The sequence below is a fragment of the Polaribacter butkevichii genome (assembly GCF_038024105.1).
Taxonomy (GTDB): domain Bacteria; phylum Bacteroidota; class Bacteroidia; order Flavobacteriales; family Flavobacteriaceae; genus Polaribacter; species Polaribacter butkevichii.
On the sequence record NZ_CP150661.1, the window covers coordinates 3,199,762 to 3,224,755 of the forward strand.

Here is a 24,994-nt window from a genome sequence, read left to right on the forward strand (position 1 = left end):
ATTTAGAGTTGTATAGAAAAAGTATCTAGGTCTAATAATTGTTTTCTCGAGTACAAAAATAATGCATTTTAATTTGAAAGAGACTTATTTAATGTTAATCAATAAATTAAGTTGACTTTTCTGTTTGGTATATATACCAAACCATTAGCTATTTTTATTTTTGTATTTCGCGTATTCTATTGCTTTTCCTTAAAGATAAGTTAAATTTTTGTAAAACTGACATAAGTCATCTTTTAGAGTGTGTTTTATTTAGAAATTTGTACTACGATTATAAAACTCCATATTATGAGAAGAGACGAACCGATATCAACAATTATGGCAACTAATTTAGTTACTTTAAGTGTTGATGGTGATTTAGTAACTGCGGAAAAATTATTTATTGAGAATAAAATAAAACATATTCCTGTAGTTCGTGGTAAAGAAATTATTGGAATGTTAAGTTACTCTGATTTACAGAAAGTGAGTGATTCTAGTTTAAGTGAAGATAAAACGTCTGTTAATAGTTTTGTACATAATACATTTACTATAAACCAGGTTATGGATAAAAATATTACGGCAATTCCGCCTTACACATCTATTAAAGATGCCGCAGAATTGCTTACAAAAAAAGGATTTCACGCTTTACCAGTAATTGAAGATTCTGAGTTAGTAGGAATAGTTACTACAAGGGATTTAGTAAAGTATTTGGTAGCGAAATTATAGTGGTTTTTATATTGGTTGGTTAGTAAGAAAGAGGCTTTTTTTTAGGCCTCTTTTTTATTTAAGAAACTAGATATTATCCGTTGAATATCTCGATTATCTTTTTTAGGTGTTACAAAAAATTGGTAATCTTCTGGGTTTTCTAATTGTTTAGATTGATGAAAATCTACATACCCAAAACCTTGGTAAATACCATCTAAAATTAGCGCAAAACCAATTTCATCTTTAGTTCTTCCTTTTTCTTTGATAACTAAATTTTCTGCACCAATTCCTACAGATCTAATAGCTTCTTTTACACGAACATTATAATCTTGTACAGCTTCTTTACCAGAACAAACACCTTTACATTCTTTTAATTGATAATGAAAACAACTAGAAACATTGGTTTGTAAATGACAATATTTAGGGCATAATTCAAACTCTTTACAAAGAATTTCTAAGTGATTTCTTACTTCTGCAACAGAATAATATTTCATTATTGGGTTTGGTGCCAATTTTAAACGATTATAAGCCAGATGTATTATTCCTTTTTGATCTTCGTAAGAAAACAAGCCAATTGCTTCGCTAGATCGTCTTTGTGCTCTATTAAATTTTGGATATAGATGTTTTATTTCTGCCGATTCATGTAAAAGAGCTAGCAATTCGCTGCCGGTTTTTGTAAAAGAAATATCGGCGGTTTCTAAGCACATGGTTTGCTCTTTTTTCTTTTTGTCGTAAAAATGGCTAATTACACGCTGCTTAATATTATTAGCTTTACCAACATAAATAATTTCTTTATCTAAATTTTTAAAGTAGTAAACACCAAAAGTTTCAGGTAAATTATCTACTACTTTTTTGTCTAAAAGGGGGGGTAAGGTTGCTTGTCTAGATTTTGGGTTTAAAAAGGAGTTAATTGTAAAATTATTATCTCTTTCTAAGAGTCTTTTAAATAATTCTGTAGTTGCTTCTGCATCACCTTTAGCTCGGTGTCTTCCGTTTATAGGAATGTTTTCTATGGTACAAATGTTTCCTAAGCTATAAGAACTTAAACCGGGAATAATTTTTCTTGATAAACGTACGGTACAGAGTTTTTTTCTTTTAAAATTGAATCCTAAGTTTTTAAATTCTTCTTGAATAATGTTGTAATCGAAGTTTACATTATGCGCAACAAAAATAGTGTCTTTGGTTATTTCGGCTACTTTTTTTGCAATTTCGTAAAACTTAGGTGCGTTTCTTACCATAGCATTTGTAATACCTGTAAGATTGGTTATAAATGCAGGAATATTTTGTTCTGGGTTTACCAAAGTAGTAAACTCATCTACAATTACTTTTCCATCAAAAACAAAAATGGATATTTCGGTTATTTTAGAACCTTTATATCCATTTCCTGTGGTTTCTATGTCTACAACTGTATATAACAATTATTCAATCGTCTTTTTTAAGTCCGCAATAGTTTGTGTAGGGTTTTCAGAGCCAAAAACAAAGCTCCCAGCAACTAAAACATTTGCTCCGGCTTCTATTAATGCATTTGCATTGTAAGAAGTAACTCCTCCGTCTATTTCTATTTGGCATTCAGATTCTGTAAAATCTATTAAGTGTTTTAATTGACTTACTTTTTTGTAGGTGTTTTCTATAAATGATTGTCCGCCAAAACCTGGGTTTACGCTCATAATACACACAACGTCTAAATCTTCTATAATGTCTTCTAAAACGGCAATTGGTGTGTGTGGGTTTAAAGCAACTCCGGCTTTCATTCCTGCTGCTTTTATGGCTTGTACGGTTCTGTGTAAGTGTGTACAAGCTTCATAATGTACAGTTAAAATATCTGCGCCTAAATCTGCAAATGTTTGTATGTATTGGTCTGGGTTTACAATCATTAAATGTACATCAATCGTTTTTTTAGCGTGTTTAGTAATCGCTTTTAAAACAGGCATTCCAAAAGAAATGTTTGGTACAAAAACACCGTCCATAATATCAATATGAAACCAATCTGCTTCACTATTGTTTACCATTTCTATGTCTCTTTGTAGGTTAGCAAAATCTGCTGCTAAAATTGAAGGTGCAAGTAAATTACTCATTTATTTGTTGTTGTGTTGTTATTTAATTTTGCAAAGGTAATTAAATTGTCATTGCGAGGTACGAAGCAATCTCTTAAAAATATAACAATAATTTATTATAAAATTCGACCACATAGTTACATAGAAAATATAGAATTTGTGGTAAAAAGAAAAGCATATAAATAGGTTTAGCCCTTATTAAACGGCATCCTTTTTTGTGTTAAATTTAATTGATGATTACGATAAATAAAAAAATCTGTATGTTTATTTTATCCCTTTTTCTTTTCCATTGATGAATACTGAATCAAGTTCAGCACAAGCTTCAACAAAAATCTAGACTGATTTAAAGTAATAAATTAGGCAAACAAGGTTAGCCCCGATTGAAGTGGCATCCTTTTTATTGCTTCTATAAAAAGACGTCATTGCGAGGTACGAAGCAATCTGTTTCTAATGATGAGCTTGCTACAGTTTATAAAAAAGTGAGCTTTGAAAGAAAGTAATAAAAAGATATAACGGAAAGCGGGAAATAGCTTCAAAAAAAATGAAGTAGCTTTATGTGATTTCTCCTTCGTCGAAAAGACAAGATTGTGCCTTGTAATGACGTGTATAAAAAAACTCCCAAAAATAAATTTGAGAGTTTTTGTAAAAATATTTAGGCTTTTAATTCAGCCTGAGTAAGATACTTAAAATGGTTTGTGACCATTAACCTAAGTACGTCATTAAAATTTTAGATCTAGAAGTGTGTTTTAATCTTCTAATTGCTTTTTCTTTAATTTGACGAACACGCTCACGAGTTAAATCGAAAGTTTCACCAATTTCTTCTAAAGTCATTGGTTGGTGTTCACCTAAACCAAAGTATAATTTTACAACATCTGCTTCACGTGGCGTTAGCGTTTCTAAAGCTCTGTTTATCTCTATACGTAAAGATTCGTGTAATAATTTTCTATCTGGGTTTGGAGATTCTCCTGAGTTTAATACATCGTATAAGTTAGAATCTTCACCTTCAATTAAAGGAGCGTCCATAGATACGTGACGTCCAGAATTTTTCATAGATTCTTTTACGTCATTAACAGTCATGTCTAATTTCTTAGCAATTTCTTCAGCACTTGGTGGGCGCTCATTTTCTTGCTCTAAGAAAGCGTACATTTTGTTAATTTTATTGATAGAACCAATTTTATTTAACGGTAAACGTACAATTCTAGATTGTTCTGCTAAGGCTTGTAAGATTGATTGACGAATCCACCAAACGGCATAAGAAATAAATTTAAAACCACGAGTTTCATCAAAACGTTTTGCAGCTTTAATTAAACCTAAGTTTCCTTCGTTTATTAAATCTGGTAATGTTAATCCTTGATTTTGGTATTGTTTTGCAACAGATACAACAAATCTTAAATTGGCTTTTGTTAATTTTTCTAAAGCTCTTTGGTCTCCAGCTTTAATAAGTTGTGCCAATTCTACTTCTTCATCAGCGGTAATTAAATCTACCTTACCTATTTCTTGTAAATATTTATCTAATGATGCAGTTTCTCTATTAGTAACCTGCTTGGTAATTTTAAGTTGTCTCATCTAATTCTCTATGACTTTTTAAAGGATTAATGTATTGCTACAATTTATTATACGTAAGAACATTATAAAATGTTACAAAAAGAATTGTTTTTTTTATGATTTTAATTTTTTTTAGGGTTTGTAAATCTTAAATATATAATTATTGGTCTCGTTAAAAGGTAATTAGATGGGTTGGTATTCTTAAGATTTATGAGTAAGAAAAATATTAATTTATTATTAAGAATTGTTTACCTGTGTGTTTAAACAATTTTTTACAACTATTTTTAGAGTATAAGAATTACTTTTAATTAGGGTGTTTTTTTTAAAAGAAGGTTTCTTACCGTTCATCGATATAAAAGAACGTGTCATCTTTTTATTTATTTTAATTGTGACTTATAAAGTTTCTTTGTGTCATAAAAATAACTGAGTTGAAAGCGATAGATGTAAAAAATTTAAGTGACGAGGAGCTAGTCTTTAAAATAGTAGAAACAAACAATACACATTTGTTTGCTGTTTTATATGACAGGTTTTCTAAAGTTGTTTATAATAAGTGTTATGGTTTTTCTAAAAATAAGGAAGAAGCAGAAGATTTAACACATGACGTTTTTATCAGGTTATTTGTAAAAATAAAGACCTTTAAAGGTAACTCTAAGTTTTCTACTTGGTTGTATTCTTTTACGTATAATTTCTGTGTAAATTATGTACAAAGAAACGATTTTAAGAAGAAAGAAAAAGTTACGGTTGTTACAGATAATATAAAAGAAGATGATGGTTTGCAAGAAATTGATGATGCAACTCTATTTGAGTTAAAATCAGAAAAATTGGCAAAAGCATTAACTTTAATTGATCCAGTAGAAAAGATGATTCTTTTAATGAAATATCAAGATGATATGACCATTAAAGAAATTAAAGAATCTTTAAATATTGGTGAAAGCGCTGTTAAAATGAGAATTAAAAGAGCGAAACAAAAACTTGTAAGAACGTATGAAGAGTTATAAATATGAGCAATCCTTTTAAAAGAATTATACACCACCATAGTGTGCCTGAAGTTCTTAAAGAAAAAGTTTTAAGTGATATTGGTATGATTAAACTTACCTTAGATATTGCAGATTTATTTTTAGTCAAATATCCGAATACAATTGGAGACTTGTTGAACAACGGTAACAATAACTCGAATCATAAAAGCTAAAATAAATGACAAATAAACTACTACTAGCACTGCAATCTGACATAGATCTTAGTTTTTTAGAAAAACTTTGGAATAACTTTTTAGATTTTTTACCACAATTATTAAAAGGAATTGGTTTTTTAATAATTGGTTGGTTATTGATAAAATTACTACTGTATATTATTAAAAAAGCATTAGGATTTACTAAAATAGATAGCTTACCAGAGAAATTAAATGTTGATGAAATTTTTGGAGAATCTTCATTAAAAATTCAACCTACAAAAATAATTATAACTGCTATTAAGTGGGTTTTAATCCTCGTTTTTATAATTGTTGGATCTGAGTTATTAGGTTTAAGAATGGTGTCTGAACAATTAAGTGGTTTAATAGCATATTTACCAAAACTAATTAGTGCACTTATCATTTTTGCAATAGGTATTTATGTTGCTAACTTGGTAAAGAAAGCCCTATTTTCTATGTTTAAATCGTTAGACTTAACAGGAGGAAATTTGGTGGGTAATGTTGCTTTTTATTTAATTGCAATTGTAGTTACTGTAACGGCTTTAAACCAAGCTGGTGTTAATACAGATTTAATTACAAGTAATTTATCTATAATTTTGGGAGCCATTTTAGCATCGTTTACTATTGCTTTTGGTCTAGGGTCTAGAGATGTTATAAAAAGATTATTATTTGGTTATTATACAAGAAAAAATATACAAGAAGGAGATAAGGTTATTGTAAATGGTATAGAAGGTGTTGTTGCGGTAATAGACAATATTTGTGTTATACTAATTACAAAGAAAGGAAAAGTAATATTACCAATAAAAGATATAGTTGACAATCAAATAGAGATTGTTAATTGATTTTTTTAAAACCTTGATAGAATGTTGGGGGACAATCTATCATCTGTGATTTTTTTATCACAAAAAGAAAGAGACCGTGAAAACGGTCTCTTTTATTTTTTAACAAAAATGATATTTTTAAAATAACCCATTTATTTGAGCATCTATTCTGTCTATAATATAGCCTAAATCTTCTTGGTTGTCTACAAAATCAAGATTATCAACATCAATTATTAATAATTTTCCTTTTGTATACGTAGATATCCAAGCTTCGTAACGTTCATTTAATCTACTTAAATAATCGATGCTAATAGAGTTTTCATAATCTCTACCGCGTTTATGAATTTGACCTACCAAGGTAGAAATGTCTGCACGTAAATAAATTAATAAGTCTGGTGGTGTTACCAAATTTTCCATTAATTCAAATAAAGAACTATAATTGCCATAGTCTCTATTGGTCATTAACCCCATGGCATGCAAATTCGGAGCAAAAATATGGGCGTCTTCATAAATCGTTCTATCCTGAATAATATTTTTACCAGATTCTCTCAGTTCTAAAATCTGACGAAAACGACTATTTAAAAAATAGACTTGTAAATTAAAAGACCAACGTTCCATTTCTGTGTAAAAATCATCTAAATACGGATTTTCATCAACAGACTCAAAGTGAGGTTTCCATTTAAAATGTTTGGCTAATAATTTGGTTAGTGTGGTTTTACCAGCACCAATGTTTCCTGCAATTGCAACGTGCATAAATTAAATTCTAATAAGATTAAAAGTGGTGCTAAAATAGTGAAAATAATAAATAGAATGTATCTAAGACTCTAATTTAAAATCAAAAAAAAGCATCTTAACACTTTATATTGTCCATAAATATTTTTTATTTTTTTTTGAAATTAAACTTTCAGGTTTTTTATTAGTCATAAATAGGTATAAAACAGATTTATTTACAGAAAACTAAACATAAATACATGAAAACACTATTTACATTTATTCTAACACTTGTTTCAATAATTACTTTTGGGCAGCAAGATTTTCAAGGAAAAGCAATTTATATGTCTAAAACATCTATAGATTTAAACAACTTTGCTAGAGGTGGACAACAACTTACTGAAGCACGAAAAAAACAGATTCAAGACAGAATGAAATCTCAGTTAGAGAAAACATTTATTTTAAGTTTTGATAAAAGTTCATCTCTTTACAAAGAAGATGCAAAATTAGCAGCACCAACTACCAGAGGTGATAGAGGACCAAGGTTTGGTGGTTTTTCTAGCGGAGGAACAAAATATAAAAACACAAAAGATAAAGTTGCTTTAGAAGCTACTGAGTTTTTTGGAAAAAAGTTTTTAGTATCTGATGAGATGGAACAACCACAATGGGAATTGGCTGCAGAAACAAAGCAAATTGGTAATTACCTTTGTTATAAAGCAACCTTAATTAAAGATGCAAATCCTTTAGACTTTTCTAACTTTAGAAGACCTAGAAAAGAGGACGATAAAAAAGAGCAAGAAGATACAGAAAAGAAAAAAGAAGTAAAACAAGTTTTAGTAACTGCTTGGTATACACCACAAATACCTGTTAGTAACGGACCTGGAGAATATTGGGGGTTACCTGGCTTAATTTTAGAAATAAATGAAGGAACTACTACTGTTTTATGTACAGAAATTGTATTAAATCCTTCAGAAAAAGCAGCTATAGAAGCGCCGTCTAAAGGTAAAAAAATTACGAGAGAAAAATATACTAAAACCGTAACTAAGAAAATGGAAGAATTAAGACAGAATTTTCAAAATAGAGGTAGAGGTGGTAATCGTGGAGGAGGACGTTTCTAAATAAAAAAACTAACTGTATCTTAATTATAACAAATGAAAAAAATAGTACTACTCGCCATTTTTATGGTTACACTTTGTGTAAATGCTCAAGTAAAATTAACGGGTGTTGTTAAAGACAGTATTGGTGAACCTTTAGAAATGGCAAATGTATTAGCTATAGATAAAGTTACCAATAAAATAGCATCTTACGGTTTTACAGATCCTACAGGTTATTATAAGTTAAATGTAGAAAAAAACACCACTATTTTACTAAAAATAAGTTATGTTGGTATGAAATCTGCCGACTTTACAATAGAAACAAAAACTGCGGATATTGTAACCAATGTACTGCTTGCTTATGATAATGCTTTAGATGGAATTAATATTGTGTCTAAAATGCCTGTTACTGTAAAAGGAGATACCATTGTATATAATGCAGATTCTTTTCAAAATGGATCGGAAAGAAAACTAGAAGATGTTTTAAAAAAATTACCAGGTGTAGAAATTAATGATGATGGAGAAATTGAAGTTGAAGGAAAAACGGTAGAAAAAATAATGGTTGATGGTAAAGATTTTTTTGATGGAGATACAAAACTTGCTACCAAAAATATACCTTCTAATGCTTTAGATAAAATAGAGGTTTTAAGAAATTATGCAGATGTTAGTCAATTAAGTGGTGTGCAAAACAACCAAGATAGAGTTGCCATAAATATTAAATTAAAAGAAGGGAAAAAGAATTTTTGGTTTGGAGACATTACAGCAGGTGGTGGAGATGCACCAGATGAAACGCTTTACCTTTTACAACCTAAACTTTTCTATTACTCACCAAAATATACCATTAACGTTATTGGTGATGTAAATAATATGGGAGAAGTTGTTTTAGATAGAGGAGATATTAGAAACTTTAGTGGAGGGTTTAGAAGTCAAAGTCCATCTAACGGAACCAACTTAAGTTTGGCAAGTGCTGGTATTGGTTTTTTAACAGCAAATGCAAGAAATGCCAACAGAATAGAAACAAAACTTACGGCCTTAAATTTTAGTTATTCACCGAATAAGAAATTAGATTTAAGTGGGTTTTTAATCTTTTCTAGTAATAGCAACGGACAACAAAATAATGTAACAAGCGATTATGTAGATCCTGCAACACCAGATGATTATACCCAAAGTTTAACAGACCAAACAAGTAACACAGGGTTGTTTAAGTTTAGCGGTAACTACAAGCAAAACGAAAGAAAACAATTTAATTATGATGTTATTGGTCGTTTTTCAAACGAGTTTAGAACAGATGATGTAAACTCGTTGGTTTTAAGCGATATTTCAGAAAACGAAAGATCTACACCTTATAAAATTAACCAAAATTTCAGTTATTTTTATACGGCAGATGAAAAAAATATTTTTGCATTAGAAGCACAACATTTAATACAAGATGAAGATCCTTTTTATGTAGCTTCTTTAGAAAATGATCCTTCTAACAATGACGATGTTAATAATGATGGTTTTGATGATGCAGCAAAAACATTAGGCTTAAATACCAGTAATATATTTTATACATTAGAGCAAGACAGACGCGTAAAATCTAACCAGTTAGATGTAAAATTAGATTATTACAATATTTTAAATGATAAAAGTAATTTAAACTTTGTGGTGGGAACCATACAAAGTGTACAAAATTTTGACTCTAAGTTTTTTCAGATACTAGACAATGGTACTGCATTTACCCCAACACCTACAATCCCAGGAAACTTAGATCCACAAACAACAAATGATACAGAATATGGTTTTTCTGACATTTATGCAGGATTAAGATATCGATTAAAAGCGGGTATTTTTACCTTTACTCCAGGTGTTACTTTACATGCTTACAATGTAAAAAACACGCAATATCAAACAGAAATATTTAAAGATCAATTTCAAAAGGTATTTCCAGAACTTTCTATTATTGCACAATTTAAACAAAGCGAATCTTTACGATTTTCTTACAAACAAGAAGTTAATTTTACCGATGTTAATAAGCTTGCAAGAGGTATTGTAGCTAATAGTTATAACTCTTTTTATTATGGTTATGAAGAATTAAAGAATGCACATTTACACAATGTAAATTTAAATTATTCTAGTTTTAATTTATTTAATTATACCAATGTGTTTGCCAGAATTAATTATAAGAAAACAATAGATCAAATTAACTCTATTGTAAATTTCGAAAACAATTCTGTAGTTTCTAGTAGTACATCTTTAAACTCACCTTATGATAATGAAAGTTTTACTGCTTCTGGTAGAGTTGGTAAAACATTTAATAAAATTAAAACTTCTTTAAGTGCTAATTATAATTATAGCAAAACATATCAATTTTTGGGTGATGATGAAAACACAAATAAATTATTTGCTCAAAGTTATAGAGCGAGTGTAAGTACTAATTTTACAAAAGCACCCAATGTAACATTAGGATATAATTTAAGTTTATCAGATCAAGATAACAGCTCTAGAGATGCAGTTGTAAAAGGAGTTACCAACGCACCTTCTTTAGGGTTTGATGCTTATATTTGGAACTCATTAACAGTACGTTCTGATTTTTCTTATAGCGAGGTAAAACAAGACGGAGTTGTAGCGAATTCTTTTAAAATTTTAGACGCTTCTTTTTCTTACAGAAAGGATAAAGACGCAAAATGGGAATATGAATTAGTAGGTAGCAATCTTCTAGCTTCTGGTTCTAGATCTACAGTAAGAACAAGTAATATTGCATTTACAGTAAATGAAACGTTTATTTTGCCAAGGTTTATAAGTCTTAGGGTAAAATATCAACTATAAATTTAAAGACATTTTCATTAAAAAAAAGGTGCAATTCATTGCGCCTTTTTTTATGTTCTAAATTTAAAATAAGAAACAATATATTTGTAAAAAAATAACATTCTATGATTTTTGATGTAGCTATAATAGGTTCAGGGCCAGCAGGGGCTTCAGCAGCTTTTAAATTAGCAGAAAAAGGAATTTCAACCGTTATAATAGAAAAAGAAACCCTACCAAGATACAAAACTTGTGGAGGTGCTTTTGGTTTGGCCGGAAGAAAAATAATGCCTTTTGATATTACAGAAGTTGTAGAAAAAGAATGTTTTAATATTGATGTTTTTTTTGATAAAATTGATAAAAAATTTACCATTCAAAAAGACGAGCCTATCATTACTATGGTGATGCGCGCAGATTTCGATAATTTTATTGTTAAAAAAGCACAAGAATTAGGAGTTACATTATTAGAAAATCATAAACTTACAGATATTACTTTTAAAGATGATATCATTTTACATACTTCTAAAGGAGAAATAAAAACCAAATTTGTAATTGCTGCCGATGGTGCTTTAGGTAAAACTGCAAAATTTGCAGGATGGAAAGAAACACGTTTGTTAATACCTGCATTAGAATATGAAGTTGAGGTAAATGATGATGACTTTAAAAGACTGTCTAAAACCGTTCGCTTAGATTTTGATGCCATTCCTATGGGATATGGTTGGTGTTTTCCAAAGAAAAACCACTTATCTATAGGAGTTGGGGCTTTACGAAAAGTAAAAGTAGATTTTAAACAGTGTTACAGAGATTATTTAGTGAATACTCTAAAGGTAACGGAAATCATTAGTGAAGAAATGCATGGTTTTCAAGTACCAGTTTCTTTAAGAAAAGATGGTTTTGTAAGAAATAATGTTTTTTTAGTGGGAGATGCTGCTGGTTTTGCAGACCCGTTATCTGCAGAAGGAATTACAAATGCTATCCTTTCTGGTAATATGGCAGCAGAATCAATCATTGAAAGTAAATTGAATGGTGAATTAGCCGAAAATTTATACAATGAAAAGTTAGAAGAGCATCTTTTGCCTGCACTAAGATCTGCCTTTAAATTATCTAAGTTGTTTTATGAAAACGGTACTATGAGAAACCTTTTGATTAAAAAATATGGAGAAAGAATCTGTGAAAAAATGATTCAGATTATGATGGGAGAAAGTACCTATCCAACTGATATTATGAAAACGATAAAAAGGAAACTAAAAAACGCTATTTTTTCATAGAAGTATGAGTGTATCAACTACAAAAACTTTTTTGCCTGCATTTTTAAAAACTTTAGGAATTTTATTTCTCTATATCTTTCTAGGATTATTTTTAGATAGTGTTAATGTAGCAGAAAGCTATCAAGACTTACAATGGTTGGCTAATTTAATTATGCTTGTCATTTTTTCAATTACACTTTTTAAAGTAAACCCAAGAATTAGGGAGCAAATGATATATGCGGTACTTATTGCTATTGCCGGTGAGTACGGTTTTTCTTTAGGGATGGGCATGTACACGTATCGCTTAGAAAACATACCACATTATATTCCTATGGGACATGCTCTAGTGTATGCAGGGGTATTGTATTTTACAAAAACAGCGTATGCAAAAAATAATGTAAAATTATTAGAAAAGGTTTTTACTGTTCTTGTAATTGTATATACAACTGCCTTTTTAATTTTAAAAAATGATGTTTTTGGTTTTGTACTATCTGCTTTAATGTTATATTTTTTAAGAAAAAGACCAAGAGAACGGTTGTTTTATTTGACCATGTTTTTAGCTGTTGCTTATTTAGAAATTATAGGTACTAGTTATGAATGTTGGTGGTGGCCAACAACAGCTTGGAATAAAATATCATTTTTACCAAGTGCAAATCCGCCAAGTGGCATTAGTTTTTTCTATTTTGGCTTAGATTTAGGTTGTTTGTATTTTTATAAAAAGCGACATAAAATAGCATGGTCTCGAATGAAAAATGTTAGGAAAATTAGACAAATTAAAGGTGTTGTAGCAAACTAAAAAACGAATTTTTTCGTTTTTAACTTAAATCAAATTACATTTGTAAGATGTCTATAAAAGTAACATCCGTTTCTAAAATTTATAAAACGCAAAAAGCATTAAACAATGTTTCTTTTTCTGCGGATAAAGGCCAAATAATTGGGTTTTTAGGTCCAAATGGAGCAGGGAAATCTACGATGATGAAAATCTTAACTGGTTTTATTCAGCCAAATGAAGGTGCGGTTTTAGTGGATGAAATAGATGTGTTACAAAATGCAATAGAAGCACAAAAAATTATTGGTTATTTGCCAGAACACAATCCTCTGTATACAGAAATGTATGTGCGAGAATATTTACAGTTTCAAGCAGCAATTTTTAAGATTGATAAAAACCAAATAGAAATTTGCATAGAAAAAGTAGGCTTAACTTCTGAGGCACATAAAAAAATCAATCAATTATCTAAAGGATATCAGCAAAGAGTTGGTTTGGCAGCAGCTATTTTACACAATCCAAAAGTGTTAATTTTAGATGAGCCTACAACAGGTTTAGATCCTAATCAATTGGTAGAAATTAGAGAGCTCATTAAAGAATTAGGAAAAGAAAAAACGGTGCTGTTTTCTACACATATTATGCAAGAAGTAGAAGCGGTTTGCGATCGTGTAATTATCATTAAAAAAGGAGAAATTCTAATTGATAAAAAACTAGCAGATCTAAAAGAAAACAATCAACAAGTAATAGAAGTTACTTTTGATTATAAGATTGAGGAGCAGTTTATTAAACGATTAGAAAAGGTTGTTTCTTATAAAAATAATTACGACAATACTTGGTTCATCACTTTTGAAAGTGAAGAAGATATGCGCCCTAAAGTTTTTGATTTTGCGCAAGAAAATGGTCTAAAAATCTTAAGCTTAAATACACAGAATAAAAACTTAGAAACGCTTTTTAGAGAGGTAACGGCTTAGGTTTTTAAGTGCTATATATAGATAAAGTATAAGATTTGTCACTTCGAAGTTATGAGAAGTAACATAACAGTAATCATACAAAACTTAGTGTTTTATGAGATTTCTCTCTCCGGTCAAAATGACAAACTGTACTTAGAACTTTTAAACTTGTTACTTTTTTGAAAGTTACCTAATTCTAAAAAGAGTATTTTGTCAAATACTCATAAGCTTCCAACAAAGTTGGAAAAACTAAAATACTTCCTGCTTCCTTTAGTTCTTCATCAGTATATTGTGTGGTAATTCCAATCGGAACCATACCTGCTGATTTTGCTGCTTTTGTACCTGTTAAACTATCTTCAAAAACCCAAATATCTTTAAAATCACCTTCTTTAAAACCTAAAGTTTCTGCTAATAAAATATAGGCTTCAGGTGCTGGTTTTGGTTTCACGTAATCTTGCACACCAAATACTGTTGGAAAATTTAAATTTAAGTGATGAACACTGTTTTTTAAAAACTGTTTTGTAGCGTTACTTGCTATTCCGTAAGGTATTTTTTCTTTGGTTAAAAGTTCGGTAAATTCTCTAACTCCAGGTAATAATTTAGGTACTGTAAAGTATTTGTCTAAATGTTTATCCTTTAGAAAAAACAATTCTTCTGTACGTTTTTCTTCTCCAATTACGCTGCAATAATATTCTGCAATAATCATTGGCGATTTTCCTGCATGAGTTTTTGGAAACGGAGCTATTTCTTTGTTGAATAATTCTTTAAAAGCAGAAGCCCAAGCAGAACCATGACTTTCAAAACTATTTACAACTACGCCATCAAAATCAAATAAAAAACCTTTTGCTAACACCATTAATTGGTTGTTTTTTCGTTGAATATTTCCGCTAAATACGGATTTAAAAATTTATTTGTTGGATCTAGTTCTCTTCTTAAAAATTTAAAATCTTCCCATTTAGTATAGACTTTAGAAAGCGCTTCATCTTTTGCTATAAAACGTTTTGCCCAATGAGGTTTTCCTCCGTATTTTAAAAATATTTTTTCAATACTTTTAAAAGCTTCATAGGTGTCTGCAGTAGCAGCATTTCTAGAAACGCATCCCATGGTTACGGTATCTTTACTATAAGCATAGCTTAACCAAGTTTTATCTTTATACACAAAGCGAACATCCATAGGAATATGAATAAACGATTTGTTGCTCCATTTATTTATTTCTGCTTTTAATTCTTCAAAAACTGTTGGAAACACATCTAAACCAATGGTCCATTCTGCTAATTCTAAAGTAGAACCTCTAGATTTTGTAACGGTTGCTTGGTACAAAGACCCTTTGTGTTCTTTGGTAGAGCTAAAAAAACCTCGGTATAAAAGTTTGTTAGCGATGGCCGTTATCCAAGGGAAAACATGAGAGTATTTATACAATATTTTAGAAGCAGTTCTTCTATGTTTTAAATATTTTGGGCCTAAATCTTCAGTGACTTCTGTATTGGGATCTATTTTATCGCCCGTAATTACATAGCCTTTATCTGTATGAGGTAACCATAAAATTCTTAGAAAATCGTGTTTTTGTAAACGTTCTTTAATTTTAGGTAACCAAACGCTATCGTCTTCAGGACCTTCTTTTACATGTAAAGTATAAATAGGTTCACATTTAAATGTAATTTCAGAAAAAACACCAAGAACACCCAAAGAAACTCTTACGGCATCAATTAAATCGTCTTTTTCTGTTACTACTTTAACGGAACCATCGGCTAAAATAAGATTACATTTTGTAATGTATTCTGATAATAATTTTCCGCTTGTACCGTGTGTTCCTGTTGCTAAAGCGCCACCAATAGTAATGGTGTTGATGTCTGGCAAACAAGGTATACACCAGCCTTTTGCTTCTACCGCTTCTATTAAATCTCCTAAAATAATACCAGACTGAACCGTAATTGTTTGCTCTGAATCATTGTAAGATAAAATTTTGTTATACTCTTTAATATCAATTAAAGTTTCTGTACCAGAAGCAATATTAGATGAAGATTGTTTATTACCAAAAATTCTTATTTTTTTTGATTTTTTTACAACTTCTTGTAATTCCTCTTCGGAAGAAATTTTATAAAGAGATTTGTAGTTATAACTTATGTTTTCGTTCCAGCTTACCCAGACTCCGTTTTTACTTTGTTTCATTTATTTTTTAAAAGATTAAACAAAATTAAGCAATAATATTTCTTTATGACGCCTCTTTTTTGTTTTATTCTGTTAATTATAATTAATTTAACTTATAAGCAATCTGTTGCTTATCTAAAGTAGCCAATAATTCATTGCTAATATGAACCTTGGTATTTCTACTAGGTAAACTAATTTCTAATTTTTCTTTTTCATCCCAAATAGTAAAGTTTAAACTTTGTTTACCTGGAGTGTTTTTTAAAATAGATTCTAAATTTAAGATTGTATCTTCTTTAATTTCGTTTAAAGGAATTTGAATGGTTACTTTTTTACAGAGTTCATCCATAATATCATGCAACAATTTCATTTCTGTAAACTTTAGTCTTGGTTCTCCAGCAACACCTGTTTCTTTATTAGTCCAACCTGGCTGAACCGTAGATCTTATAAATAGAAATTGATTAGGCACCAAGAAGTGTTGCATTCTTAGGTAATCTTCCCCAAAAATTCTAAACTCATGGCTATCTCCATAATCTTCTACTGTAAACATAGCCCAACCTTTTCCCGCTTTAGAAACTCGGTGTTGCACATCTGTAACGATACCTGCAAAGGCTAAATTCATATTTACAAATCTTGCTAAATCGCCTTTAAAGTGTTTTAAAGCAGCGTTACAAAATTTTAATTCATTTTTAAAATCATCTAGCGGATGCGCAGAAATATAAATTCCGATAACCTCTTTTTCTTGTTGTAGTAACTCCATAGTTCCCCAAGTTTCACATTGCGGAATGTCTGGTTCCGGAAACTGAACGTTAGAAGCTTCTCCAAACATAGAAACTTGTGCAGAATTTTCGTTTTCTTGATATTTACTACCAAATTTCATGGCGCGTTCTAAAAAGGTCATTCCTTTTTCATCGGTATCAAAGTATTGCGCTCTGTGCGTGTCTGTAAAAGAATCGAAAGCGCCTGCTTTAATTAAACTGTCAAAAGATTTTTTGTTGGCAGCTCTTAAATCTACACGTTTAGCAAGGTCAAAAATAGAACTGTAATTTCCGTTTTCTTCTCTTTCTTTAATAATGGCTCTAACTGCACTGGCACCTACACCTTTAACAGCAGCCATACCAAAACGAACAGCACCTTCATTATTTACAGAGAATTTTAAATACGATTCATTTAAATCTGGTCCAAGAACTTGTAATTCCATTCGTTTACATTCTTCCATAAAGAACGAAACCGATTTAATATCATTCATATTATTGGAAAGAACAGATGCCATATATTCTGCCGGATAATGCGCTTTTAAGTAGGCTGTTTGATAGGCGATCCACGCATAACAAGTAGAGTGAGATTTGTTAAAGGCGTAACTTGCAAAGGCCTCCCAGTCTTTCCATATTTTTTCTAATTTTTCTGGATCATGACCTTTTGCAGCTGCTTGTTCTACAAATTTCGGCTTCATTTTATCTAGTACCGCAATTTGTTTTTTACCCATTGCTTTACGTAAAACATCGGCTTCACCTTTGGTAAAGTCTGCTAACTTTTGCGATAAAAGCATTACTTGCTCTTGGTATACTGTAATTCCGTAGGTTTCTGCCAAATACTCTTCCATGGCAGGTAAATCGTACTCAATATCTTCCGTACCGTGTTTTCTATTAATAAAAGACGGAATATATTCCATTGGTCCAGGTCTGTACAAGGCATTCATGGCAATTAAATCTGCAAAAACCGTTGGTTTTAAAGAACGCATGTGTTTTTGCATTCCTGGAGATTCATATTGAAAAACACCTACGGTTTCTCCTTTTTGGAAAAGTTCGTATGTTTTTTCATCTTCTAAAGAAAAATTTTCTGGATCTAAAGTGATACCATGTCTTGCTTTTACAATTTTAACGGTGTCTTTAATTAAAGTCAGCGTTTTTAAACCTAAGAAGTCCATTTTTAATAAACCTGCAGTTTCTACAACAGAGTTATCAAATTGGGTAACATACATGTCAGAATCTTTAGCCAGAGCCACAGGTACATAATTGGTAATATCACCAGGAGTAATAATAACCCCACAGGCATGAATACCGGTATTTCTAACAGAGCCTTCTAAAATAGTGGCTTTGTTTATTGTTTCGGAAACCAAATCGTTTCCGTAAGACATTTGTTTTAGTTCTTCTACTAGTTGTTTTTCTTCTGCACGTAAACCATCAACTTTACCTTTACTTTTAGCATCATCACCAAAAATATTTTTTAGTTTAATTCCTGGAATTAATTTTGCAATTCTATCGGCCTCAAAAAGTGGTAAGTCTAAAACTCTGGCAGTATCTCTAATAGAAGATTTAGCTGCCATGGTACCATAAGTAATAATTTGTGCTACTTGGTTTGCACCATATTTATCAATTACATAATCCATAACACGACCACGACCTTCATCATCAAAATCAATATCAATATCGGGCATGGATACACGTTCTGGATTTAAGAAACGCTCAAAAAGTAAATCGTATTTAATGGGGTCTATATTCGTAATCCAAAGACAATAGGCAACTACAGAACCTGCAGCAGAACCACGCCCAGGACCTACGGCAACGTCCATTTTTCTTGCAGCTCTAATAAAATCTTCTACAATTAAGAAATACCCAGGATATCCTGTTTTTTCAATAACTTCTAATTCAAAATCTAAACGTTCTTTAATCGATTCTGTAATTTCTCCATATCGTTTTTTAGCACCTTCAAAAGTTAAGTGTTTTAGAAAGTTATTCTCTCCACGTTTTCCGTTATCTTTTTCATCTTCCGGATCTTTAAATTCATCACCAATATTAAAAGCGGGCAAAAGTACATCTCTTGCAAGGGTAAAAATTTCTACCTTATCTACAATTTCTTGTATGTTACTAATGGCTTCTGGAATGTCTGCAAACAACGTTTTCATTTCGTCTGTAGACTTAAAATAGTACTCGTCGTTTGGTAAGCCGTATCTGTAACCACGACCTTTACCAATTGGGGTAGCTTGTTTTTCACCATCTTTTACGCATAATAAAATATCATGTGCGTTGGCGTCTTTTTTTTCTAAATAAAAGGTGTTGTTGGTGGCAACAATTTTAACATCGTGCTTTTTAGAAAACTTTAATAAAGTTTCATTTACAATATTTTCATCTTGTTGATTGTGACGCATCAACTCAATATATAAATCGTCTTTAAATTGCTCTTTCCACCAAATTAAGGCTTCCTCAGCTTGTTTTTCACCAAGGTTTAAAATTTTACTCGGTACTTCTCCGTATAAGTTACCGGTTAAAACTATAATGTCTTCTTTGTATTTTTCTACAAGTGCTCTATCTATTCTTGGTACATAGTAAAAACCATCTACAAAGGCAGCAGAAGACATTTTTGCTAAGTTGTGGTATCCATTTTTATTTTTTGCTAATAAAACAACCTGATACCCATTGTCTTTTTGCGATTTATTTTTATGATCTTCACAGATATTAAACTCACAACCAATAATTGGTTTCATAGGAGTTTCTGCTGTTTTATTATGACTTAAAACGGCGTTTACAAAGTGAAAGGCCCCCATCATATTTGCAGTATCTGTCATGGCAACTGCCGGCATATTGTCTTTTGCGGCAGCTTTTACAATATTACCCAATTGCATGGTAGATTGTAAAACAGAATATTGTGTATGATTGTGTAAATGCGAAAATTGAACATTTTCTAATTCTGCTAAACCATCTGAAGTAGATTTTGTTTCGGCAGTATTTTTTAATTTATCTAAACGTTGGCGAATTAGATCGCTTTCTTTTTTAAGGTTGATGTGTTTTAAACCAATTACCTGAATAGGTTTTGGGTTTGCTTCAGAGAAATTGGTAAAATAATCATCATCAACATCTAATTGTTCTTTAGTATATTCTCTTAAACGAATTAACTCTAAAAAACAACGTGTGGTTGCCTCAACATCGGCAGTTGCGTTGTGTGCTTCACCAAAACCAACACCAAATAAATGATTGTGTAATTCGGTTAAGGTTGGTAATTTAAATTTTCCTCCACGACCACCAGGAATTTGACACATGGTAGCTGTTTTTTCTGTACAAGTATCTAAAACAGGTAGGGAAAGCATTTTGTTTTCTACACCTAATCTATGGAATTCACAACCCATAATATTAAGGTCGAAATTTACATTCTGACCAACAATAAATTTTGTTTTTTCTAGAGCTTCATTAAATAAAGCCAAACCTTCGCTTAAAGAAATACCTTGTTCTGCAGCTAATTCTGTAGAAATACCGTGAATTCTTTCGGCATCGTAAGGAATGTTAAAGTTGTCTGGTTTTATTAGAAAATCGTTGTGTTCTAAAACATTACCCATTTCATCATGCAATTGCCATGCAATTTGAATACACCTTGGCCAGTTGTCTGTATCGGTAATTGGAGCATTCCAACTTTTAGGTAAACCGGTGGTTTCTGTATCAAAAATTAAGTACATAAATGATTTTTTGTATAATGAGTTATTGGTGATTTACGGACTGTAAAATTAAAGGTTTGTTATTTAAAAATAATGAAATACGGAGATCTTTTTATCAACATACAAAATTAATTGAATAGAAAGGAATTAGATTGTTAGTTGTTGTTATTCTTTGTTTTAAGGGTTTTACAATTTAAATAAAAGTGATGAGGATTGGCTTTTTGAATATTAACAAAGGTTTAAATTAAGATTAAATCTGTATCAATGTTAATATTTAACATAGGTAGCTGAGTCTCCAAGTCTAGTTTTGGTACTTATTAAAACTAACATATCTTATGAAATTATCAGTAGTAAAAATTCGTACAACCATTTGTTTAATGATGGCTTTTGGTTTATTTTTTTTAAATGCTCATGAGTCTTTTGGGCAAGCAACCAATGCTTCTATAAGAGGTATTATAAAAGATAGTAGCGGAGAGCCACTAATGGGGGCTACTATTATTGTTAAAAATATTTCAACAGGGTTTAGCTCAGGTACAATAACAAATGAATCTGGAAGTTATAAAATTCAGCAATTACCTTTAGGTGGGCCTTATAATGTAACAGCCAAATACCTTGGGTTTCAAGATGTGGTTAAAAAAGGCTTTACTTTAAACTTAAGTGATGTAATTACAATAGATTTTTTGTTACAAGAATCTGCTACTTCTTTAGATGAAATTGTTGTTTCTTCTAATAGTATTGTAAAACGTATTCAACAAATGGGGGCTTCTACAAAAATAGGTGCTGGACAAATTAAAAATTTACCATCAGAAGGAAGAAATTTTACCAGACTTACAAGTTTATCGCCCTTACAAGGAGCCGGAAGTCTTAATTTAGGAGGACAAAGAAGAACTTCTACAAATGTAACTATTGATGGTGTTAATTTTAGAAATACACTTACAGCAGGAGAAATTGGTAGAGGACCTTACACAATTTCTCAAGAAGCGATTAGAGAGTTTGAGGTGTCTACAAATGATTATGATGTAACACAAGGACGCCAAGGAGGAGGATCTATTACTTCGGTAACAAAATCTGGAACAAATGAATTTGAAGGAAGTGCTTTTTTTTATCATAGAGCAGACAATCTTCAGAGTCAATATACTATTCAAGGACAAGAAAGAGATGCCGATTTTTATAACTCTCAATCAGGATTAAGTATTGGAGGACCTTTAATTAAAGATAAATTACATTTTTTCTTAGTGTACGAAAGACAAGATGCAGGAGATCCACAGTTTATTGCAAATATTCAAAATGATGATGATGCCAATCGTTTACGAATTTCAGAAAATAGTTTAAATCGTTTTTTACAAATTGGTAGAGACAAATATGGTTTAAGCAATTCTAAGCAAGTAGGTCAATTTGATAGAGTTACTGAGGCTAATAATTTGTTTTTAAGATTAGATTGGCAAATTAATGACAAACATAGGTTAACATTTAGAAATCTTTATAATAAATGGGACAACCCTTTTAGTGTAAGTGATAATTCTAATATAGAAGTAGCAGAATCTTATTCAGATTTTGTGTCTCATGAAAATAGTATGTTTCTTTCTTTACGTTCTAATTTTTCATCAAGCGTAACTAATGAGTTTAAAGTGCAATATCAAAGAGCAGAACGTATTTTTAGTCCAAATTCAGAATTGCCGTCACAAAATATTCCAAGAGCAATTGTACAAGTAACCTCTGTATTACCAAATGGTAATAATAGTACTAGAAGTGTACAGTTAGGAGGACAGCGTTTTACACCAGAAACCAATTTAGAAAATCAGGTACAAATTTCTAATACTACCTATGTTAGTTCAGGTAAGTTTAATTTTACTTTTGGTACAGATAACTTAATAACTTCTTTAGAAACACAATTGTCTAATGAACAAAATGGTCGTTTTTTCTTTGATTCTTTAGATGATTTTGATAATTTAAACCCATCTAGATATGCTCGTGAAGTGCCTTTACAGGGATCTACTTTAGTAAAACAAACTGTTTTAGATTTATCAGTTTTCGGTCAGGTAGAGTTTGATATTAATCCAAATTTAAACTTTGTAGGTGGTATACGTTATGATGCAACTGCATTTGTAGATGCAGCAGAATTTAATCCTTTGGTGTATCAAGAATTAGGAATTCGTACAGATGAAAAACCAGAAGATTTTGATAATATTCAACCTAGATTTCAATTAACGTGGAATATCAAAGGAAATGATACTGATATTTTAAAAATAGGTGGAGGTGTATTTACATCACAACCACATTATTATGCACAAGTAAATAACATTCAAAATAGCGGAACTTTAATAGGTGCTATTGATGTTACAGGGGCAAATGTTCCTACTCCAGATTTTATTGGTTATAGAAATGATCCAAGTACTGTACCAGGTGTACCAGCGGGAGTTACTCCTTTTTCTACAATAAATGCTGTGAGCCCAGATTTTGAAGTGCCTACCATCTACAAAGCAAATATTAATTACACGCACTTTTTTGGAGATAGATATAGTTTGGGGGTTAATGCTGTTTTTAGTCATACTAAAAATAACTACGTGTATCAAGAAACCAATTTAGTGGCAGAACCTTATTTTGTAACGCTACAAGGTAGAGAGGTTTTTGTACCAGCAAATACTATTGCAGAGAATGGTCGTGCAGATTGGACAAAATCTAGAGTTTCTGATTTAGTAGGTAGAACATTGGTTTTAAATTCTGATGGTATTTTAGATAACCTTGCATTAGTTATAGAGGGTTCTGCTAAAATAGGTGAAGATGGTTATGTAAACGCAAGTTTTACGGTAAATCAATCAAAAGACAACTCATCATACAATTGTTGTGTTGCAAATACGTCTACATTTCTTCCTGTTTCAGGAGATCCAAGAGATTTAAATTATGGATATTCAGACAATCATTTTGATACTAAAATTGTAGTAAATGGTGCGAGTCCAACTTGGAAAGGGTTTACCTTAGGAGCAACAATTGTAGGTACTGGTGGTACAAGGTATTCTTTAAAATCTGGAGGAGGTAGAAGCGCAAACGGAGATTTTAATTTAAGTAATGAAATTGCATATATTTTTGATCCAAGTGATGCAAATACGCCACAATACATTAAAGATAGTTATAACGAGGTTTTAAATGATCCAGAAACATCAGAAGGATTTAAAGAGTATTTAAAAGAAAGCTTTGGTAGTTTTGCAGAAAGAAATGGAGGGAAAAATCCTTTTAGTGCAACCGTAGACCTTCGTCTTCAGAAAAAGTTTAATTTATCTAATGATAAACATTCTTTAGAGCTTTCTGCAGATGTTTTTAATTTTATGAATTTATTAAACAAAGAATGGGGGCGTAGTCATAATCTAGGGAATAGAGATTTTATGAATATCAATGGTTTTGATCAGGCAACAAATAGTTATCAGTATAACGTGCAAACAGGTGCTGGTACAGAGCCTATTAACGGTACTCCTTGGAGATTGCAACTTGGTGTAAGATATTCCTTTAATTAAAATAAGAATTGTTTCATTTTTATGGGGTTTGGTATTTCTCTATCAGGCCCCTTTTTATTTATAGCGTATGAAAAATAGTATTTATAGTATTGTATTTTTAATTTTAACAGGATGCGTTGGGTCTAAAAATTTAATAGAAAAAGATTCCTTTTTTTCTAAAGAAAATTACATAGCCAAGCATCATGGAGAAGTAATTCCTGTTGGATATCAATATCCTAAAAAAGATAGTTTTAAAGTGCTTTCTTGGAATGTAGAGCATTTTGTAGATTCTTTTGATGATCCGTATATAGATTCTAATAGAGAAAATAAACCAGATTCTTTAATGGCAAATAAGGTTGCTTATTTAGTTGCCTCTTTAAAGGAAATAGATGCAGATGTTGTTGTTTTACAAGAATTTGAGAGTGCCAAATTTTTAAGAAGTATTGCTAATAATCGTTTGCAAAATATGGGGTATACATACTTTGCAGATGTACCCAGTCATGGTTGGTATATGAATGTGGTTGTTATGAGTAAATTTCCATTAGGCATTATTTATGGTTATGGAAATGTAACGACTCCAGTTCTTGAATATAGAAATGATGAAGGAGCTCCAGAGACTCAAAACACGTTAAATACTAGAATGTGGTCTGTTGAGGTGTATCCTAATCCGGATTATAATTTTTTACTTACCGGCGTCCATTTAAAAGCGGGTAGAGGAGAAAGAAATATAGCTATGAGAAAGGGGCAGATTAATTTTTTAAAACAACAATTTAAGCGCTTTTTAAAAGAGGATAAAAACAAGAATATTTTAGTGGTTGGAGATTTTAATAGTGTACAAGGTAGCGAGGAGATTAATCTATTTCTAAATGAAAAAGTAAAGAGAGAAAAATTTATCGATCCATTACCAGAAACGGTAATGACACATACTTCTGATGATCCTAAACGTAGGTTAGATTATATGTTGATGAATACCAATATGTACAAAGAATATAAAGAGAATTCTGCGAATGTTCCTCAACTTTTTAAGCCAAAAAAAATGAGAGAAATTAGCGATCACTTACCAGTTACTTCAACATTTATCATTAAATAAAAA

Annotated in this window: 18 protein-coding genes; 11 read left to right on the top strand and 7 right to left on the bottom strand. The window is 30.9% G+C overall.

Going from position 1 to position 24,994, the window contains the following annotated elements; genetic code table 11:
• Positions 1-285 precede the first annotated feature (285 nt).
• Positions 286-702, top strand: coding sequence for a CBS domain-containing protein (locus tag WG951_RS13355; RefSeq protein ID WP_105047457.1), 417 nt, complete (start codon positions 286-288; stop codon positions 700-702).
• Between the two features lie 41 nt (positions 703-743).
• On the opposite strand, the gene WG951_RS13360 is transcribed toward WG951_RS13355, so the two are convergent.
• The 3 genes from WG951_RS13360 to WG951_RS13370 form a co-directional block, all read right to left on the bottom strand.
• A complete protein-coding gene (locus tag WG951_RS13360; protein WP_105047458.1) occupies positions 744-2,099 on the bottom strand; it encodes an exonuclease domain-containing protein in 1,356 nt (451 codons plus the stop codon).
• Complete coding sequence (rpe, locus tag WG951_RS13365; RefSeq protein ID WP_105047459.1) at positions 2,100-2,756, bottom strand: ribulose-phosphate 3-epimerase; 657 nt, start codon at positions 2,754-2,756, stop codon at positions 2,100-2,102.
• Positions 2,757-3,437: 681 nt separating this feature from the next.
• On the bottom strand, positions 3,438-4,301 hold the full coding sequence (locus WG951_RS13370; RefSeq protein ID WP_036827110.1) for a sigma-70 family RNA polymerase sigma factor: 864 nt from the start codon (positions 4,299-4,301) through the stop codon (positions 3,438-3,440).
• Between the two features lie 407 nt (positions 4,302-4,708).
• Between WG951_RS13370 and WG951_RS13375 the strand changes: the two genes are divergently transcribed.
• Genes WG951_RS13375 through WG951_RS13385 form a run of 3 tightly spaced genes read left to right on the top strand, consistent with a single transcriptional unit; the run spans position 4,709 to position 6,311 of the window.
• On the top strand, positions 4,709-5,278 hold the full coding sequence (locus WG951_RS13375; RefSeq protein ID WP_105047460.1) for an RNA polymerase sigma factor: 570 nt from the start codon (positions 4,709-4,711) through the stop codon (positions 5,276-5,278).
• A 2-nt stretch (positions 5,279-5,280) separates the two neighbouring features.
• Positions 5,281-5,469, top strand: coding sequence for a hypothetical protein (locus tag WG951_RS13380; protein WP_105047461.1), 189 nt, complete (start codon positions 5,281-5,283; stop codon positions 5,467-5,469).
• Positions 5,470-5,474: 5 nt separating this feature from the next.
• Positions 5,475-6,311: a mechanosensitive ion channel family protein gene (locus tag WG951_RS13385; protein WP_105047462.1), complete on the top strand. Its 837-nt coding sequence runs from the start codon at positions 5,475-5,477 to the stop codon at positions 6,309-6,311.
• 117 nt (positions 6,312-6,428) lie between these two features.
• On the opposite strand, the gene WG951_RS13390 is transcribed toward WG951_RS13385, so the two are convergent.
• Positions 6,429-7,043 (bottom strand): deoxynucleoside kinase, encoded by a 615-nt coding sequence (locus tag WG951_RS13390; RefSeq protein ID WP_105047463.1) that lies wholly within the window; start codon positions 7,041-7,043, stop codon positions 6,429-6,431.
• A 218-nt stretch (positions 7,044-7,261) separates the two neighbouring features.
• Between WG951_RS13390 and WG951_RS13395 the strand changes: the two genes are divergently transcribed.
• From WG951_RS13395 to gldA, 5 genes are all read left to right on the top strand, one after another.
• A complete protein-coding gene (locus tag WG951_RS13395; RefSeq protein WP_105047464.1) occupies positions 7,262-8,119 on the top strand; it encodes a GLPGLI family protein in 858 nt (285 codons plus the stop codon).
• A gap of 33 nt (positions 8,120-8,152) precedes the next feature.
• On the top strand, positions 8,153-10,903 hold the full coding sequence (locus tag WG951_RS13400) for a carboxypeptidase-like regulatory domain-containing protein (protein ID WP_105047465.1): 2,751 nt from the start codon (positions 8,153-8,155) through the stop codon (positions 10,901-10,903).
• A gap of 104 nt (positions 10,904-11,007) precedes the next feature.
• Positions 11,008-12,147, top strand: coding sequence for a geranylgeranyl reductase family protein (locus tag WG951_RS13405; RefSeq protein ID WP_105047466.1), 1,140 nt, complete (start codon positions 11,008-11,010; stop codon positions 12,145-12,147).
• 4 nt (positions 12,148-12,151) lie between these two features.
• Complete coding sequence (locus tag WG951_RS13410) at positions 12,152-12,922, top strand: hypothetical protein (RefSeq protein WP_105047467.1); 771 nt, start codon at positions 12,152-12,154, stop codon at positions 12,920-12,922.
• A gap of 47 nt (positions 12,923-12,969) precedes the next feature.
• Positions 12,970-13,863, top strand: a complete 894-nt coding sequence (gldA, locus tag WG951_RS13415; RefSeq protein WP_105047468.1) for a gliding motility-associated ABC transporter ATP-binding subunit GldA — start codon at positions 12,970-12,972, stop codon at positions 13,861-13,863.
• Between the two features lie 175 nt (positions 13,864-14,038).
• Here the strand turns inward: gldA and WG951_RS13420 are convergent, their stop codons facing one another.
• The 3 genes from WG951_RS13420 to dnaE all read right to left on the bottom strand — a co-directional run bounded on the left by WG951_RS13420 (position 14,039) and on the right by dnaE (position 20,434).
• On the bottom strand, positions 14,039-14,698 hold the full coding sequence (locus tag WG951_RS13420; RefSeq protein WP_245893448.1) for an HAD family hydrolase: 660 nt from the start codon (positions 14,696-14,698) through the stop codon (positions 14,039-14,041).
• Entirely contained in the window at positions 14,698-16,011 is a 1,314-nt protein-coding gene (locus tag WG951_RS13425; protein WP_105047469.1) for a D-arabinono-1,4-lactone oxidase, read from the bottom strand. The genes WG951_RS13420 and WG951_RS13425 overlap by 1 nt, the downstream gene beginning before the upstream one ends.
• Positions 16,012-16,093: 82 nt before the next feature.
• Positions 16,094-20,434 carry a DNA polymerase III subunit alpha gene (gene dnaE / locus WG951_RS13430; RefSeq protein WP_105047470.1) on the bottom strand — a complete coding sequence of 1,447 codons (4,341 nt, stop codon included), beginning with the start codon at positions 20,432-20,434 and terminating at the stop codon, positions 16,094-16,096.
• A 314-nt stretch (positions 20,435-20,748) separates the two neighbouring features.
• Between dnaE and WG951_RS13435 the strand changes: the two genes are divergently transcribed.
• Both WG951_RS13435 and WG951_RS13440 read left to right on the top strand, forming a co-directional pair.
• Positions 20,749-23,922, top strand: coding sequence for a TonB-dependent receptor (locus WG951_RS13435; protein ID WP_105047471.1), 3,174 nt, complete (start codon positions 20,749-20,751; stop codon positions 23,920-23,922).
• A 67-nt stretch (positions 23,923-23,989) separates the two neighbouring features.
• Positions 23,990-24,991 carry an endonuclease/exonuclease/phosphatase family protein gene (locus tag WG951_RS13440; RefSeq protein ID WP_245893449.1) on the top strand — a complete coding sequence of 334 codons (1,002 nt, stop codon included), beginning with the start codon at positions 23,990-23,992 and terminating at the stop codon, positions 24,989-24,991.
• Positions 24,992-24,994 lie beyond the last annotated feature (3 nt).

Excerpts from the sequence above, each read along its gene's own strand:
- WG951_RS13355 (WP_105047457.1), top strand. The coding sequence starts at position 286 with ATGAGAAGAGACGAACCGATATCAACAATTATGGCAACTAATTTAGTT.
- rpe (WP_105047459.1), bottom strand. The coding sequence starts at position 2,756 with ATGAGTAATTTACTTGCACCTTCAATTTTAGCAGCAGATTTTGCTAAC.
- WG951_RS13370 (WP_036827110.1), bottom strand. The coding sequence starts at position 4,301 with ATGAGACAACTTAAAATTACCAAGCAGGTTACTAATAGAGAAACTGCA.
- WG951_RS13380 (WP_105047461.1), top strand. The coding sequence starts at position 5,281 with ATGAGCAATCCTTTTAAAAGAATTATACACCACCATAGTGTGCCTGAA.
- WG951_RS13385 (WP_105047462.1), top strand. The coding sequence starts at position 5,475 with ATGACAAATAAACTACTACTAGCACTGCAATCTGACATAGATCTTAGT.
- WG951_RS13390 (WP_105047463.1), bottom strand. The coding sequence starts at position 7,043 with ATGCACGTTGCAATTGCAGGAAACATTGGTGCTGGTAAAACCACACTA.
- WG951_RS13395 (WP_105047464.1), top strand. The coding sequence starts at position 7,262 with ATGAAAACACTATTTACATTTATTCTAACACTTGTTTCAATAATTACT.
- WG951_RS13400 (WP_105047465.1), top strand. The coding sequence starts at position 8,153 with ATGAAAAAAATAGTACTACTCGCCATTTTTATGGTTACACTTTGTGTA.
- WG951_RS13405 (WP_105047466.1), top strand. The coding sequence starts at position 11,008 with ATGATTTTTGATGTAGCTATAATAGGTTCAGGGCCAGCAGGGGCTTCA.
- WG951_RS13410 (WP_105047467.1), top strand. The coding sequence starts at position 12,152 with ATGAGTGTATCAACTACAAAAACTTTTTTGCCTGCATTTTTAAAAACT.
- gldA (WP_105047468.1), top strand. The coding sequence starts at position 12,970 with ATGTCTATAAAAGTAACATCCGTTTCTAAAATTTATAAAACGCAAAAA.
- WG951_RS13420 (WP_245893448.1), bottom strand. The coding sequence starts at position 14,698 with ATGGTGTTAGCAAAAGGTTTTTTATTTGATTTTGATGGCGTAGTTGTA.
- WG951_RS13425 (WP_105047469.1), bottom strand. The coding sequence starts at position 16,011 with ATGAAACAAAGTAAAAACGGAGTCTGGGTAAGCTGGAACGAAAACATA.
- dnaE (WP_105047470.1), bottom strand. The coding sequence starts at position 20,434 with ATGTACTTAATTTTTGATACAGAAACCACCGGTTTACCTAAAAGTTGG.
- WG951_RS13435 (WP_105047471.1), top strand. The coding sequence starts at position 20,749 with ATGAAATTATCAGTAGTAAAAATTCGTACAACCATTTGTTTAATGATG.
- WG951_RS13440 (WP_245893449.1), top strand. The coding sequence starts at position 23,990 with ATGAAAAATAGTATTTATAGTATTGTATTTTTAATTTTAACAGGATGC.